This window comes from Amycolatopsis sp. CA-161197 (assembly GCF_050942255.1).
In the GTDB taxonomy this organism is placed as follows: Bacteria; Actinomycetota; Actinomycetes; order Mycobacteriales; family Pseudonocardiaceae; genus Amycolatopsis.
Map to the genome: position 1 here is coordinate 8,738,768 of NZ_CP192059.1, position 14,243 is coordinate 8,753,010.

Genomic DNA, 14,243 nt, shown 5'->3' on the forward strand with positions numbered 1-14,243 from the left:
CCCCAACGTGCGTCGGGTCAGCGCACCACCCAGGGCCGCACCTCTTCGAGCAGCTTCGCGACGGCCAGCACGAGGTCGTCGGAGTGCCGCGGGCCCACGATCTGCAGCCCCACCGGCAATCCGGCCGACGTCCGTCCGGCCGGGACACTGATCGCCGGCTGCTGCGTCATGTTGAACGGGTAGGTGAACGGCGTCCACTCCGGCCACTCGCTCAGCCCGCTGCCCGGCGGCACGTCGTGCCCGGCCTCGAACGGCGGGATCGGGATGGTCGGGGTGATCAGCACGTCGTAGCGCGTGTGGAACTCGCCCATCAGGATGCCGAGCGCCGCGCGGGCCGCGGTGGCGTCGAGGTAGTCGCTCGCGCTGTAGGTCTTGCCCTGCTCCCACACGCGGCGCAGCCCGGGGTCGACGCGGTCCTCGCTGCCCGGCGGGAACGAGTCCAGCATCTTCGCCGCGCCGGTGGACCACAGGATGTCGAACGACGGCTTCGGGTCCTCGAACCCCGGGTCCGCCTCCTCGATCTGCAGCCCCGCGTCGTCCAGCGCCTTCACGGCCGCCGCGACGATCGCCGCGACCTCCGGGTCGACGTCCACGTACCCGAGCGTCGGCGAGAACGCCGCGATCAGCCCGCGCACGTCACGCCGCACCGCCTCGCGGTAGGTGCTGACGGGCGGCGCCAGCGCGGCCGGGTCGCGCGGGTCGGACGTGGCGATCACGTCGAGCAGCAGCGCGGTGTCGTCGACGCTGCGCGCCATCGGGCCGGCGTGCGACAGCGGGCCGAACGGGCTCGCCGGGTACAACGGAATCCGCCCGTGGGTCGGCTTCAGCCCGACGATCCCGCAGAACGACGCGGGGATCCGAACCGAGCCACCGCCGTCGGTGCCGACCGAGATCGCACCCATGTCCGCCGCGACGGCCGCCGCGCTGCCACCGCTGGAGCCGCCCGCGGTCTTCGACGGGTCGACGGGGTTGCGCGTGATGCCGGCGAGCGCGCTGTCGGTCACGCCCTTCCACGCGATCTCGGGTGTGGTCGTCTTCCCCAGCACCACCAGGCCGGCCTCGCGCATCCGCGCCATGACGGGGCTGTCGACGTCCCACGGCCCCTCGGCCGGGATGCTCGTGGAACCGCGCCGCGTGGGCCAGCCGGCGGTGAGGAACATGTCCTTGATCGACGAGGGCACGCCGTCGAGCCAGCCGATCGGGTTGCCGTCGCGCCAGCGGATCTCGGCGGCCTTCGCCTGTTCCAGCGCGCGGTCGGCGTCGACCAGGCAGTAGGCGTTGAGCTCGCCGTCGCGTTCTTCGATGGCCTGCAGCGCGTCCTCGGTCGCCTCCACCGGCGAAAGCTCCCCGGTGGCGTAGGCGGCGACCAGTTCGCTGGCGGTCAGTTCCCGGTGGCTCATCCGGCTGCTCCCTGAGATTCCGACGGCACGTAACCGAGCCGTTTGTCCACGACGTTGTGCAACGGCTCCCCGGCCACCCAGCGGCGGAAGTTCGCCGTGAACACCTCTACCAGGGTGCTGCGCCAGCCGAGGAAGTCCCCCGACATGTGCGGCGACAGCAGCACGTCCGGCATTGTCCAGAGTGGACTGTCGCCCGGCAGCGGCTCGGTGTCGAACACGTCGAGGGCCGCGCCCGCGATCTGCCCGCCGCGCAACGCCGCCACCAGGTCGGACGTGACCACCAGCTCGCCGCGCCCGACGTTCACGAACCGCGCCGACGGCTTCATCGCCGCGAACGCTTCCGCGTCGAACATGCCCTTCGTCTGCTCAGTCAGCGGCGCGACGGCCACGACGTAGTCGAACACCGGCAAGTGCTTCGTGAGCTCGGCGGAGTCGTGCACCGTGCCGAAGTCGGGGTCGCCCGTGCGCGGACGCCGCCCGGCCCCGGACACGCGCAGGCCGGCCGCGCGCAGCAGCCGCGCGATCGAGCGGCCGATGGGCCCGGTGCCGACCACGAGCACCTCTTTGCCGGTGACGCGTTCGGTCTCGCGGTGCTGCCACGTGCCGGCGCGCTGCAGGTCCAGCGATCGCGCGAAGTCCTTGGCGAAGGCCAGAACCACGCCCAGCACGTACTCCGCGATGGCGTCGTCGAAGACGCCCCGCGAGTTCGTGAGCACGACATCGCTCTCGACCAGCCCCGGGAACAGCACCGGGTCGACGCCCGCGCTCGCGATGTGCAACCAGCGCAGGTCGCCGGCCGCGTGCCACGCGCCGGGCACGGCCGTGGAGAGGAAATCGTAGACGAACAGCCCCTGGGCTCCGGTAAGCGCTTCGGGTAGTCCTCGCGCGTCGGTGTAACGAACCACCGCCGCCTCTTCGATAGCGGCCATGTCCGGTGGTGGAGCCGACCCGCACAGCACCGCCAGCACGGGAAATTCCGAGGCGATCACATTGACACCGTAAAAGTGGCTCGTATGATTGTCAACAATCCGAGGAACGACCCCCGGAGCACCGGACGTGTCATCTGCACAGGCGTATTCCGGAGGCTGAGCCTTGGATCTTGACTTCCTCGCGTTCGAGGGCCCGCTCGCACAGCGCGGCATCGGCGTGATCGCGCCGTTCGACCTCGCCCTCGAACGCGAACTCTGGCGTTGGGTGCCGATGGAGGTCTCCCTCCACCTCGCCCGCACGCCGTACGAGCCCGTGCCCGTGAGCATGGAGATGGCGCAGCTCGTGAGCGACAGCCGCCACCTCGCGGCCGCGACCCGCGACGTGCTTCACGTCGAGCCGGAGGTGGTCGCCTACCTCTGCACGTCGGGCAGCTTCGTCAACGGCATCGACTACGAGCGTTCCCTCACCAAGGCGATCTGCGACGCGGGCGCGCCCGACGCCGTGACGACCTCGGGGGCGCTGGCCGAGGTGCTGCAGCAGCTCGACCTGCATCGGATCTCGGTGCTCACCCCCTACGACGCCGACCTCACCGGCAAGCTCCACGACTTCCTCGCCGAGCTCGGCGTGACCACGGTGTCCAGCGACCACCTCGGCCTGGGCGGCGGCATCTGGAAGGTCAGCTACCGCACCATCGCCGAGCGCATCCTCGCCGCCGATCACAGCGACGCCGAAGCGATCTTCGTCAGCTGCACCAACCTCCCCACGTTCGACTTGATCGAGCCCCTCGAGACCGCGCTGGGCAAGCCCGTGCTCACGGCCAACCAGCTGACCATGTGGGCCTGCCTGCGCCGCATGCACCTGCCGATCGTCGGCCCCGGCAAGTGGCTGCGGGAGGTCTCTTGACGCATCTGACTAAGATTGTCGACAATCTGCTCATCCCGGAGGTTTCGTGACCACGATCGGCTTCATCTACCCCGACCATGCGGCCGAGGACGACTACCCGCTCGCCGAGCAGCTGCTCGGCGGATCGGACGCCGACGAAGGCGACATCCGGCTGCCGGTCGAGCACATCTACGGCACCGACCTGCACGCCGTGCCCGAGCTGCTCGACCTCGGCAGCGAGGCCCGGCTCGCCGACGGTGCCACCCTGCTCGCCAAGCACGAGCCCGACGCGGTGATCTGGGCCTGCACGTCCGGCAGCTTCGTGTACGGCTGGGACGGGGCGCGCGACCAGGCCGACCGCCTCGCCGCGGTGGCCGGGGTCCCGGCATCGAGCACGTCGTTCGCCTTCGTGCACGCGGCGCAGGCCCTCGGCGTGAAGCGGGTCGCGGTGGCCGCGAGCTACCCCGACGACGTGGCGCGCCTGTTCGTGGACTTCCTCGCCGCCGGCGGCGTCGAGGTGCTCACGATGGCGAGCGCGGGCATCGACACCGCCGCCGAGGTCGGCCGCCTGGAGCCCGAAGCCGTGGTGCGCCTGGCCGTGGAGAACGACCACCCCGAGGCCGACGCCGTGCTCGTGCCGGACACCGCGATGCGCACACTGGGCGAGATCAACACCATCGAGACGGCGCTGGGCAAGCCCGTGCTCACCGCGAACCAGGTGACGATCTGGGAAGGCCTGCGGCTCACCGGCACCACGCGCCTGGTGCGTTCGCTGGGCGCGTTGTTCCGGGTGAGGAGCTGAGCCGTGGTCGTCCTGCCCGACATCGAACCGGTCAGCCGGGAGTCGACCGCCGCGGTGATCGCGCGCCAGCTGCGCGACGCGATCATGACCGGCGCGCTGCCTCCCGGCACCCAGCTCGGCGAGACCGACCTCGCCTCCCGCTTCCAGGTCTCGCGCGGCCCGCTGCGCGAGGCGATGCAACACCTCGTCTCCGAAGGCCTGCTCCGCAGCGAGCGCCACCGCGGCCTGTTCGTGATCGACCTCGAACCGAGCGACGTGTTCGACATCTACCTCGCCCGCTCGGCCGTCGAACGCGCCGCCCTCCTGTGCGCCCTGCGCGGCGACCGCGAGCTCATCGCGGCCTCCCTGGAGCAGTTCGTGGCCGACATGGCCACCGCCGCGAACGACGACGACCCCGCCGCGCTGTCGGCCGCCGACCTCGCCTTCCACGAGGCCCTCATCAACGCCTCCGGCAGCAAACGCCTCGTGCGCATGGCCCGCACCCTCCTCATCGAGACGCGCATGTGCCTGACGCTGCTGCAAAGCACCTACCAGGGCGTGGAAGACCGCGTGGACGAGCACACGCGCATCATCGACGCCCTGCGCACCGGCGACGCGGACGCGGCCCTGCACCTGCTGGACGCCCACATGGACGACGCGATCGGCCGGCTGGTGCCGGGGACGAGCCTGAAGGAAGGCGAAGCACCGGCTCCGGCCTGACCGCGAGCCGCGTGCGGCAGCCCGGCTCACGGGCCGCCGCACGCCGCGTTGCCGGGATTCACCCGCCGCCGCAAGGAGAAACCGAGAGCGGCGGACACACGCACCCGACAGTCCGCGAGCAAGACGGCGCCACGCCCGCCGAGCCGTCGACCGGCAGCCGCCGGACCGACTGAGGGGCACGGCCGCCACGGCAGCGCGAGCGCCCGTGATCCGCCGACGGCGGTTGCCGGAGCCCGATTCTCTTGCCATGCCGCACAATCGCCCGGCGCGAAGACGCGGCCATCCTCGCTCAGTCATCGGACCGCGTCCCCAGCACCGGCTGGCCGCCGAGGCCGTCGCGGTACGACGGGGACCACGGGAAGCGGCCGGCCTCGTCGGCGTGGACGAGCTGGAGCGCGCGGATGTCGTGGCCGTACAGGGAAACCGCGACCGACAGGTGCGCCGACGGTGACGTGAGGGCGACGACCTCGACGGAAGGCATGCCCCGCAAGGAAAAGATCTCGCCGGGCCGCGGTGGGCCGGAGTCGAAGGAGCGTTCGGCGGCGGCGCCGAGCAGCAGGATGGACGGGTGCGGCGGCAGGCCGGTGACCACCAGCTCCGGCAGCCCGTGGGCCGTCAGGCCGACGGTGTAGGCCCAGGGCGGCCGGGGACCCGCCCCCAGCACGCCCTGGACGCACCAGCCGTACTCCTGGATCCGTTCCAGGACCTCCGCCAGGTAACTCGCCCCGGGTCTTCTCCCGTTCTCGCACTGCTCGCACATCGGTGCTCCCCCTCGCTCGACGAAACCGGTCCGGCGGGAGCCGGTCGGTCGAGGAGTAGTGAAGCGGGGAGCACCGACGAAAAATCAGCGGAGCGCTTCGGCCACCGCCGTGCCGAGGCGAGTTGTGGTAGCGGTGCCGCCGAGGTCGGGGGTGAGCTCGGCGCCGGCCGTGAGCACCTCGTCGACGGACGTGCGGATCGCTTGCGCGGCAACGGTTTCGCCCAGGTGTTCGAGCAGCATCGCGCCCGCCAGGATCTGGGCCACCGGGTTGGCGATGCCCTGCCCGGCGATGTCCGGAGCGCTCCCGTGGACCGCTTCGAACATCGACGGAAACTCACCCGATGGGTTGATGTTTCCGGACGGTGCCATGCCCAGTCCGCCCGTGACGGCGGCCGCCAGGTCACTCAGGATGTCGCCGAAGAGGTTCGACCCGACGACGACGTCGAGCCGGTCGGGCGCCTGAACCATGCGTGCTGCCAACGCATCCACGTGCATCTGTCCACTTTCGACATCCGGGTACTTCGCCGCGACCTCGGCGAAGATCTCGTCCCAGAACGGCATCGAGTGGATCAGCCCGTTGGATTTCGTCGCCGACGTCACGCGAGAAGAACGCGTACGCGCCAGCTCGAACGCGTACCGGATGATCCGCTCCACCCCGACCCGCGTGAACACGGATTCCTGCAGCACGAACTCGTCGGGCCGCCCGGAGTTGTGCCGTCCGCCGATCGCCGAGTACTCGCCTTCGGAGTTCTCACGCACGATCACCATCTCCAGCTCTTCGGCCGTCCGCCCCGAAAGCACCGATGTGGTGCCCGGCAGCAGCCGCACCGGCCGCAGGTTCACGTACTGCTGGAACGCGCGCCGCAGCGGGATCAGCAAGCCCCACAAGGAAATGTGGTCCGGTACGCCGGGGAACCCGACGGCACCCAGCAGGATGCCGTCGAACGCCGCCAGCTGCGCCACGCCGTCGTCCGGCATCATCGAGCCGGTCTGCGTGTAGCGCTCGCAGCTCCAGTCGAACTCGGTCCACCGCAAGGAAAAGCCGTGCCGAGCGGCGGCCGCGTCCAGGACCTTGCGGGCCTCGACCGTGACGTCGACGCCGATCCCGTCGCCCGGGATGCTCGCGATGCGGTACTCGCTCACAGGCTCACCGCGATGTACTTGGTCTCGAGGAACTCCTCGATGCCGACCGTGCCGCCCTCACGCCCGAGGCCCGACTGCTTGATGCCGCCGAACGGCGCCGCCGGGTTCGACACGATGCCCTGGTTCAGCCCGATCATCCCGGCCTCGAGCCGCTCCGACACGCGCAGCGCCCGCTTCACGTCGTTCGTGAACACGTACGACACCAGGCCGTACTCGGTGTCGTTGGCCTTCGCGACCGCCTCGTCCTCGGTGTCGAACGAGGTGATCGGCGCGACCGGCCCGAAGATCTCCTCCGACGCCATCCGCGCGTCGACCGGCACGTCCGTGAGCACCGTGGCCTGGTAGAAGTGGCCGGGCCCGTCCACGGTCGCGCCGCCGGTGAGCACCCGCGCGCCGCGGTCGGTGGCGTCCTTGACCAGCGCGGTCACCTTGTTCACGGCGGCTTCGTCGATCAGCGGGCCGACGACCACGCCCTCCTCGGTGCCGCGGCCCATCGCCAGCGCCTGCATGCGCTCGGTCAGCCGCCGGGAGAACTCTTCGGCCACGCCGCGCTGCACGTAGAAACGGTTGGCCGCCGTGCACGCTTCGCCGATGTTGCGCATCTTCGCCTGCATCGCACCTTCGACGGCGGCGTCGAGGTCCGCGTCGTCGAAGACCAGGAACGGCGCGTTGCCGCCCAGCTCCATCGACGTGCGCAGCACCTTCTCCGCGCACTGCTCCAGCAGCTTGCGCCCCACCGCGGTGGACCCGGTGAACGACAGCTTGCGCGCGCGTCCGTCTCGGATCAGCGGCTCCATCACGCCACCCGCGTCGGTGGTCGTGACGACGTTCAGCACGCCCTCGGGCAGCCCCGCCTCGGCCAGGATCGACGCCAGCGCGAGCATCGACAGCGGCGTCTGCGCGGCCGGCTTGATCACCATCGTGCAGCCGGCGGCCACGGCCGGGCCGATCTTGCGCGTGCCCATCGCCATCGGGAAGTTCCACGGCGTGATCAGCAGCGTCGGACCCACGGGCTGCTTGGTGATCAGGAAGCGGCCGGCGCCGTTGGGCGCCGTCGCGTACCCGCCGTCGATGCGCACGGCCTCCTCGGCGAACCAGCGGAAGAACTCGGCGGCGTAGGTGATCTCGCCGGCAGCCTCGGCCAGCGGCTTGCCCATCTCGAGGGTCATCAGCAGCGCCAGCTCGTCACGGCGCTCGATCAGCTTGTCGTAGGCCCGGCGAAGAATTTCACCTCGTTCACGGGGCGCGACGGCGGCCCAGCCGGCCTGTGCGGCGACGGCCGCGTCGAGGGCCGCCATGCCGTCCTCGGCGCCCGCGTCGGCCACCTCGCACAGGGCGGTGCCGGTGGACGGGTCCTGCACCTCGAAGGTCTTCCCGCTCTTCGCGGGCACCCACTTGCCGCCGATGAAGAGTTCCTTGTCGACCGCGCCGACGACGCCGGCTTCAGTGATCGCGCTCATCCAGCTTGCTCCTCCGTGTTGTCCCGAGGCCATGCTATGGATATTGTCAACAATCGACAACCGCTACCGTGCTTTCCCAAGCAACCTCACACCAAGAACCAGGAGCGCCGCATGGCCGAGCTTTCCCCGCTGCTCAAGCAGGCAACTCCCGTCGTGGTCGACCACGGTGAAGGGGTGTACCTCTACGACGTCGACGGGAAACGTCACCTCGACTTCACCGCGGGGATCGGCGTGACCAGTACCGGCCACTGCCACCCGCGCGTCGTCGAGGCCGCGCGCGACCAGATCGGCAAGCTCATCCACGGGCAGTACACGACCGTGATGCACAAGCCGTTGCTGGAGCTCACGAAGCGCCTCGGCGAGGTGCTGCCGACGGGTCTCGACTCGCTGTTCTACGCCAACTCCGGCAGCGAAGCCGTCGAAGCCGCGCTGCGTCTCGCGCGCCAGGCGACCAAGCGCCCCAACGTGATCGTGTTCCAGGGCGGCTTCCACGGCCGCACGGTCGCGGCGGCCACCATGACCACGTCGGGCACCCGGTTCAGCACCGGCATCGGCCCGCTGATGGGCGGCGTGCACGTGGCGCCGTTCCCCTACGCCTTCCACTACGGCTGGGACGAGCAGACCGCCACGAAGTTCGCGTTGCGCGAGCTCGACTACCTGTTCCAGACCGTCTCCGCGCCGAGCGAGACCGCCGCGTTCTTCGTCGAGCCGGTGCTCGGCGAGGGCGGCTACGTGCCGGCCAACAGCGAGTTCATGGCCGGCCTGCGCGAGCGCGCCGACCGCCACGGCATCGTGCTCGTGGTCGACGAGGTGCAGGCCGGCTTCGGCCGCACCGGCAAGTTCTGGGGCCACGACCACTTCGGCATCACGCCCGACGTCGTCCTCATCGCGAAGGGCCTCGCCAGCGGCTTCCCCCTGTCCGGCATCGCCGCTTCGCAGGAGCTGATGGCGAAGGCGTACCCGGGTTCGCAGGGCGGCACGTACGGGGGCAACGCGGTGTCGTGCGCGGCGGCGATCGCGACGCTCGACGTGATCCGCGACGAGAAGCTGGTGGAGAACGCCGCCGAACGCGGCCGTCAGCTGCTCGAAGGCGCGCGGCTGATCGCGGACAAGACGCCGGCGATCGGCGACGTCCGCGGCCTCGGCCTGCTCGTGGGCACCGAGTTCACCACCGCCGACGGCGAGCCCGACGGCGCGACGGCCGCGGCCGCCCAGCAGCTGGCGTCGAAGAGCGGCCTGCTGCTGCTCACCTGCGGCGCCTACTCGAACGTGGTCCGCATGGTCCCGCCGCTCGTCGTGAACGCCGAGCAGGTCGACGACGCACTGAAGATCTGGGGCGACGTGGTCGCCTCCGTCACCGCGGGGAGCTGAGCAATGGCGCGCTACATCACGATCACGCTCGACAAGCGCGGCGTCTCCTGCCGCGCGCGGCTGCTCGACGCCGAGGCGCCGCGTACCTGCCAGGCCGTGTGGGACGCGCTGCCGCAGAGCGGCTCGGCCTACCACGCGAAGTACGCGCGCAACGAGGTCTACACGCTCGTGCCGCCCTTCGCGAACCCCAAGCCGGGCCGCGAAAACCCGACCATCACGCCGATCCCGGGCGACGTCGTGTACTTCGGGTTCGAGGCGTGGGAGATCGGCAACCCCGCGTACGGCTACGACGACGACAGCGAGGCCCACGGCGACCAGGGCGCCACGGACCTCGCGATCTTCTACGGGCGCAACAACCTCCTGATCAACGGCGACGCCGGCTGGGTGCCGGGCAACGTGTTCGCCACGATCGAAGAGGGCCTCGCCGAGATGGCGGCGGCCGCGCAGGACCTGTGGCTGCGCGGCGTCGAAGGCGAGACGCTCACGTACGCGCGCGCCGAGTAGCCCCGCCGGCGGAGGCCTCCGCGTCCGGTGTCCGGACGGGCGCGGAGGCCTCCGTCGTCCCCAGCATCCCCAGCTCAGTTGGCGCCGTTGAGGTAGTTCTCGTACAGCGCCGTCCACACGTCGAGGTCGGCGAGCTCGTCGGCCAGGCACCGGCCTTCTTCGGTGAGCGCGAACCGCGTGTCCGGCGCCGGGCGCTCGTCCCACGAACCGGTCCCCCGGACGAGCCCTTCGGCGGCGAGCACCCTCAGCACCCGGGTGAGCCAGTGACGCGACAGTCGGGTGCGCCTGCGCAGTTCGGTGAAGCCCGTCTCACCCTCGGTGAGCACGTCGATCACCTCGACGGCCTTGCGGTAGCCGGTCACGTGCAGCGGTCCGGGCACGGCACACCTCCTTCGCCCGCGACGCTAAAGCGGTCGGGCACAAGGAACTCGGGCCGTTGACGAAGCTTTGACGCGGCCGTCGCGGGCGTTGACACCACGCCTCCATCACCCGGGCGTGTGAACCTCCGAGACTCACCATTCGTGGCAGCCCCGTCACCGGTTCGGGTAACGACGACGCCCGGTTGTCGCAACGCAGGTCTGCTACCCAGAGTGATCAACTCGACTCTCGGCTACCTACGGTGGCCGTCCGTCCACAATGGCACCCCGCCGCAGAACACGAAAGCCTTACGCGTTTATGGTGGGAAGATTCGTGACGCCCGGCCCGGCCGGCGAATGACTTTTTGACACCACGCCAGGGCGGTGAAAATCTTCGGTCGCTCCTCGCGAGAGCACAACTGAACACAAATCAGAACAAGGAGCCCCTCAATGCACACGTTCATCCAGCACGCGCACCACGGCCACGACCTGATCACGGGTCTGCTCGCCCACCTGGCGCACGTGCTCGGCTGGCTTGTCTGATCTGGCGGCAAGGTTTCACCGGGGGCCGGCCTGTTGGCGCGGGCCGGCCCCCTCGGTCAGCGCTTTACTGAATCAACTGCCACGCCGAGCGCAACGGCGCGGCACAGTTTTCTTTCCGGCCATTTTTCGGCGACTCGCGGGGCGTCGCCGAAATGGTCGTTTTTCATTTCGAGGCGAAGGAGACGCGGCACCGAGGCCACCGGTCGCCGCGGGGGCACGAACGGTCCCTTCGCGACACCCCTCCGACGAACGTGAAGAAGTTTCATAGCGAGCCCTCCACGCGACGTACTACGCTTCGGTAACCAGGCACCGGCGCGTGAGGGAGTGGCAGCTGATGGGTACCGTCGCGGCACGGCTGGCGGACATCGTCGGGGCGGAGAACCTGCTGGTCGGCGACGCGATCTCCGACGACTACGCCCACGACGAAGCGCTCAGCGTGCAGCAGCAGAAGCCCGCGTACGTCGCGAAGCCGCACAGCGCCGAGGACGTCGCGGAGCTGCTGAAGGCCGCGTCGGAAGCCGGGCTGCCCGTGACCGCGCGTGGCTCCGGCACCGGGCTCTCCGCGGCCGCGCGACCCGTCGAAGGCGGTCTGCTCGTGTCGTTCGAGCGAATGAACTCCGTCCTCGAAATCGACACCGTGAACCACGTCGCGGTGGTGCAGCCGGGTGTCACGCTCGCGGAGCTGGACCAGCGCACGGCCGAGGCCGGCCTGACCTACCCCGTGTACCCCGGGGAGCTGAGCGCGAGCGTCGGCGGCAACGTCGGCACCAACGCGGGCGGCATGCGCGCGATCAAGTACGGCGTGACCCGCAGCAACGTCCTGGGCCTGCAAGCCGTGCTGCCCACCGGCGAGATCATCCGCACGGGCGGGCGCACGTCGAAGATCTCCACGGGCTACGACCTCACGCAGCTGATCGTCGGCTCGGAGGGCACGCTCGCGCTCGCCACCGAGGTAACGGTGAAGCTGCACCCGCGGCTGCCCCACGGCGCCACCGTGCTCGCGCCGTTCGACGACTTCGACCAGGTGATGGCCGCGGTGCCGAAGGTGGTGACCAGCGGCCTCGCGCCGCACATCCTCGAGTACATCGACAACCTCACGATGGCCGCGCTCGTCTACAACGAGAAGCTCGAGCTCGGGGTCCCCGACGCGATCCGCGACCGGGTGCAGGCGTATCTGGTGGTGGCGCTGGAAAACCGCGACACCGGCCGGCTCGCCGAAGACGTCGAGACGCTCGGCGAGCTGCTGGGCGAACTCGGCGCGATCGACGTGTACGTGCTCGAAGGCGGCTCCGCGCGCAAGCTCATCGAGGCGCGGGAAAAGGCGTTCTGGTCGGCCAAGTCCGCGGGCGCCGACGACGTGATCGACGTGGTCGTGCCGCGCTCGTCGATGTCCCCGTTCCTCACGAAGGCGCGCGAGCTGGCACAGGCCGCGGGCGCCGGCGCGATCGGCTGCGGGCACGCCGGCGACGGCAACGTGCACCTCGCGATCTTCTGCAAAGACCCCGAGGTGCGCACGAAACTGCTCACCGACATCTTCACCTGCGCCATGGACCTCGGCGGCGCGATCTCCGGCGAGCACGGCCTCGGCCGCACGAAAACCAAGTACCACAAGGAACTCGAAGACCCGGCGAAGCTCGAGCTGCTGCGGCGGATCAAGCAGGGCTTCGACCCCGCCGGCATCCTCAACCCCGGTGTCCTCTTCTCCTGAGCCCTGAGCCTGACCCAGAAAGTGAGCAGCATGAACGGCGCCCAGTCCCTGATCCGCACCCTCGTCGACGCCGGGGTGGAGGTCTGCTTCTCGAACCCCGGCACGTCGGAGATGCACTTCGTCGCCGCGCTCGACTCCGTGCCGGAGATGCGCGGGGTGCTCGGGCTGTTCGAGGGCGTGGTGACCGGCGCGGCCGACGGCTACGCGCGCATCGCCGAGAAGCCCGCCGCGACCCTGCTGCACCTCGGCCCCGGTCTCGGCAACGGGCTCGCCAACCTGCACAACGCGCGCCGCGCGCACACGCCGGTGGTCAACGTCGTCGGCGACCACGCCACCTACCACAAGCAGTACGACGCCCCACTCGAGTCGGACATCGACGCGCTCGCGGGTTCGCTCGAAGGCTGGGTGCGCCGCTCTTCGCACACCAAGGACGTCGGTGCCGACGCGGCCGCGGCCGTCGCGGCTTCGCAGGACGCGCCGGGCCGGGTGGCCACGCTGATCCTGCCCGCCGACGCGTCGTGGGGCGAAGGCGGCGAGACGTGCGCGCCGATCCCGCCGCGCGCGCCGCAGGCCGTGGACGCGACGACCGTGAAGAACATCGCCGAGGTGCTGCGCAGCGGCGAATCGGTGGCGCTGCTCATCGGCGGACCCGCCTGCCGTGAGGCCGGGCTGCTGGCCACCAGCCGCATCGCCGCCGCGACGGGCGCCAAGGCATTGGTCGAGACGTTCCCGGCGCGTCTCGAACGCGGCGCGGGCCTGCCGAACATCGAGCGCCTCGGGTACCTGTCGGAGCAGGCGATGTACCAGCTCGACGGCGTGAAGCACCTGATCGTGGCCGGCACGCGCGCGCCGGTGTCGTTCTTCGCCTACCCCGGCAAGCCGAGCGTGCTCGTGCCCGAGGGCGCGAAGGTCCACGTGCTGGCGGAGGTCGGGCAGGACGTGGCGACCGCACTGGCCGACGTCGCCGCGATCGTCGCCGCCGACGTCGAGCCGGTGTTGCAGGAGGCTTCGCGGCCGAAGTTGCCGAGCGGACCGCTGACGGCACAGAACTGGGTCGAGGTGATCGGCGCGCTGCTGCCGGAGCAGGCGATCATCGCCGACGAGGCCAACACGTCCGGCCTGCTGCTGCCCGGCGCCACGGCCGGCGCCCCGCGCCACGACGTGCTGACGCTGACCGGCGGCGCGATCGGCTACGGCATGCCGGTGGCCACGGGCGCCGCGATCGCCGCGCCGTCGCGGCCGGTGATCAACCTCCAGTCCGACGGCAGCGCGATGTACACGATCTCCGCGCTGTGGACGCAGGCGCGCGAAAACCTCGACGTCACCACGGTCATCCTCAACAACCACGCCTACGCGATCCTGCGCATGGAGCTGCAGCGCGTCGGCGCGGCGTCGGACGGGCCGAAGGCCAAGGATCTGCTGGACCTCAGCCGGCCCGACATGGACTTCGCGAAGATGGCCGAGGGCATGGGCGTGCCCGCCACGCGCGCGACCACGGCGGAGGAGCTGGCCGAGCAGTTCCGCCGGGCGCTGGCGGAGCCGGGACCGCACCTGATCGACGCCGCGGTGGCGCCGCTCCTCTGAACCCCGAATTGCCCGCGTCAAGCCGTGTTGCTGAACCCGGTGGCGGCGTGGCAGTTACGGATGGACTTGTCTGACCCGGTTCACCCTCGACGGTTGGCCCT

At 70.5% G+C, this 14,243-nt stretch carries 13 protein-coding genes; 7 read left to right on the forward strand and 6 right to left on the reverse strand.

Annotated elements, in window-relative coordinates; translation table 11 throughout:
• Positions 1-17: 17 nt before the first annotated feature.
• Together ACQPXB_RS41370 and ACQPXB_RS41375 are read right to left on the reverse strand one after the other, a co-directional pair.
• On the reverse strand, positions 18-1,400 hold the full coding sequence (locus tag ACQPXB_RS41370) for an amidase (protein ID WP_366579534.1): 1,383 nt from the start codon (positions 1,398-1,400) through the stop codon (positions 18-20).
• Positions 1,397-2,329 carry a D-2-hydroxyacid dehydrogenase gene (locus ACQPXB_RS41375; RefSeq protein WP_386955173.1) on the reverse strand — a complete coding sequence of 311 codons (933 nt, stop codon included), beginning with the start codon at positions 2,327-2,329 and terminating at the stop codon, positions 1,397-1,399. Before ACQPXB_RS41375 ends, ACQPXB_RS41370 begins: the two co-directional genes overlap by 4 nt.
• A gap of 163 nt (positions 2,330-2,492) precedes the next feature.
• Here ACQPXB_RS41375 and ACQPXB_RS41380 point away from each other — a divergent pair, with 163 nt between their 5' ends.
• The 3 genes from ACQPXB_RS41380 to ACQPXB_RS41390 are packed head-to-tail and all read left to right on the forward strand — an operon-like array spanning position 2,493 to position 4,713.
• Complete coding sequence (locus ACQPXB_RS41380; protein ID WP_366579537.1) at positions 2,493-3,233, forward strand: maleate cis-trans isomerase family protein; 741 nt, start codon at positions 2,493-2,495, stop codon at positions 3,231-3,233.
• Positions 3,234-3,279: 46 nt separating this feature from the next.
• Positions 3,280-4,014 (forward strand): maleate cis-trans isomerase family protein, encoded by a 735-nt coding sequence (locus ACQPXB_RS41385; RefSeq protein ID WP_386954942.1) that lies wholly within the window; start codon positions 3,280-3,282, stop codon positions 4,012-4,014.
• Positions 4,015-4,017: 3 nt separating this feature from the next.
• A complete protein-coding gene (locus ACQPXB_RS41390; RefSeq protein ID WP_366579541.1) occupies positions 4,018-4,713 on the forward strand; it encodes a GntR family transcriptional regulator in 696 nt (231 codons plus the stop codon).
• A 289-nt stretch (positions 4,714-5,002) separates the two neighbouring features.
• Here ACQPXB_RS41390 and ACQPXB_RS41395 read toward each other — a convergent pair whose 3' ends face one another.
• The 3 genes from ACQPXB_RS41395 to ACQPXB_RS41405 form a co-directional block, all read right to left on the reverse strand.
• Positions 5,003-5,473, reverse strand: a complete 471-nt coding sequence (locus ACQPXB_RS41395) for a DUF4262 domain-containing protein (protein ID WP_366579543.1) — start codon at positions 5,471-5,473, stop codon at positions 5,003-5,005.
• An 84-nt stretch (positions 5,474-5,557) separates the two neighbouring features.
• The gene (locus ACQPXB_RS41400) at positions 5,558-6,616 is read right to left on the reverse strand and encodes a tartrate dehydrogenase (protein ID WP_366579545.1); all 1,059 of its coding nucleotides are present in this window, start codon (positions 6,614-6,616) and stop codon (positions 5,558-5,560) included.
• Positions 6,613-8,076 (reverse strand): NAD-dependent succinate-semialdehyde dehydrogenase, encoded by a 1,464-nt coding sequence (locus ACQPXB_RS41405; protein ID WP_432847271.1) that lies wholly within the window; start codon positions 8,074-8,076, stop codon positions 6,613-6,615. The genes ACQPXB_RS41400 and ACQPXB_RS41405 overlap by 4 nt, the downstream gene beginning before the upstream one ends.
• A gap of 111 nt (positions 8,077-8,187) precedes the next feature.
• On the opposite strand from ACQPXB_RS41405, the gene ACQPXB_RS41410 reads away from it, so the two are divergent.
• Both ACQPXB_RS41410 and ACQPXB_RS41415 read left to right on the forward strand, forming a co-directional pair.
• On the forward strand, positions 8,188-9,447 hold the full coding sequence (locus tag ACQPXB_RS41410; RefSeq protein ID WP_364050082.1) for an aspartate aminotransferase family protein: 1,260 nt from the start codon (positions 8,188-8,190) through the stop codon (positions 9,445-9,447).
• 3 nt (positions 9,448-9,450) lie between these two features.
• Entirely contained in the window at positions 9,451-9,951 is a 501-nt protein-coding gene (locus ACQPXB_RS41415; protein WP_364050084.1) for a DUF3830 family protein, read from the forward strand.
• 74 nt (positions 9,952-10,025) lie between these two features.
• On the opposite strand, the gene ACQPXB_RS41420 is transcribed toward ACQPXB_RS41415, so the two are convergent.
• Positions 10,026-10,331, reverse strand: coding sequence for a winged helix-turn-helix transcriptional regulator (locus ACQPXB_RS41420; protein WP_366579551.1), 306 nt, complete (start codon positions 10,329-10,331; stop codon positions 10,026-10,028).
• Positions 10,332-11,184: 853 nt separating this feature from the next.
• Between ACQPXB_RS41420 and ACQPXB_RS41425 the strand changes: the two genes are divergently transcribed.
• On the forward strand, positions 11,185-12,558 hold the full coding sequence (locus ACQPXB_RS41425) for an FAD-binding oxidoreductase (RefSeq protein WP_432847274.1): 1,374 nt from the start codon (positions 11,185-11,187) through the stop codon (positions 12,556-12,558).
• A gap of 30 nt (positions 12,559-12,588) precedes the next feature.
• Entirely contained in the window at positions 12,589-14,142 is a 1,554-nt protein-coding gene (locus ACQPXB_RS41430) for an acetolactate synthase large subunit (protein WP_366579555.1), read from the forward strand.
• The last annotated feature ends 101 nt before the right edge of the window (positions 14,143-14,243 follow it).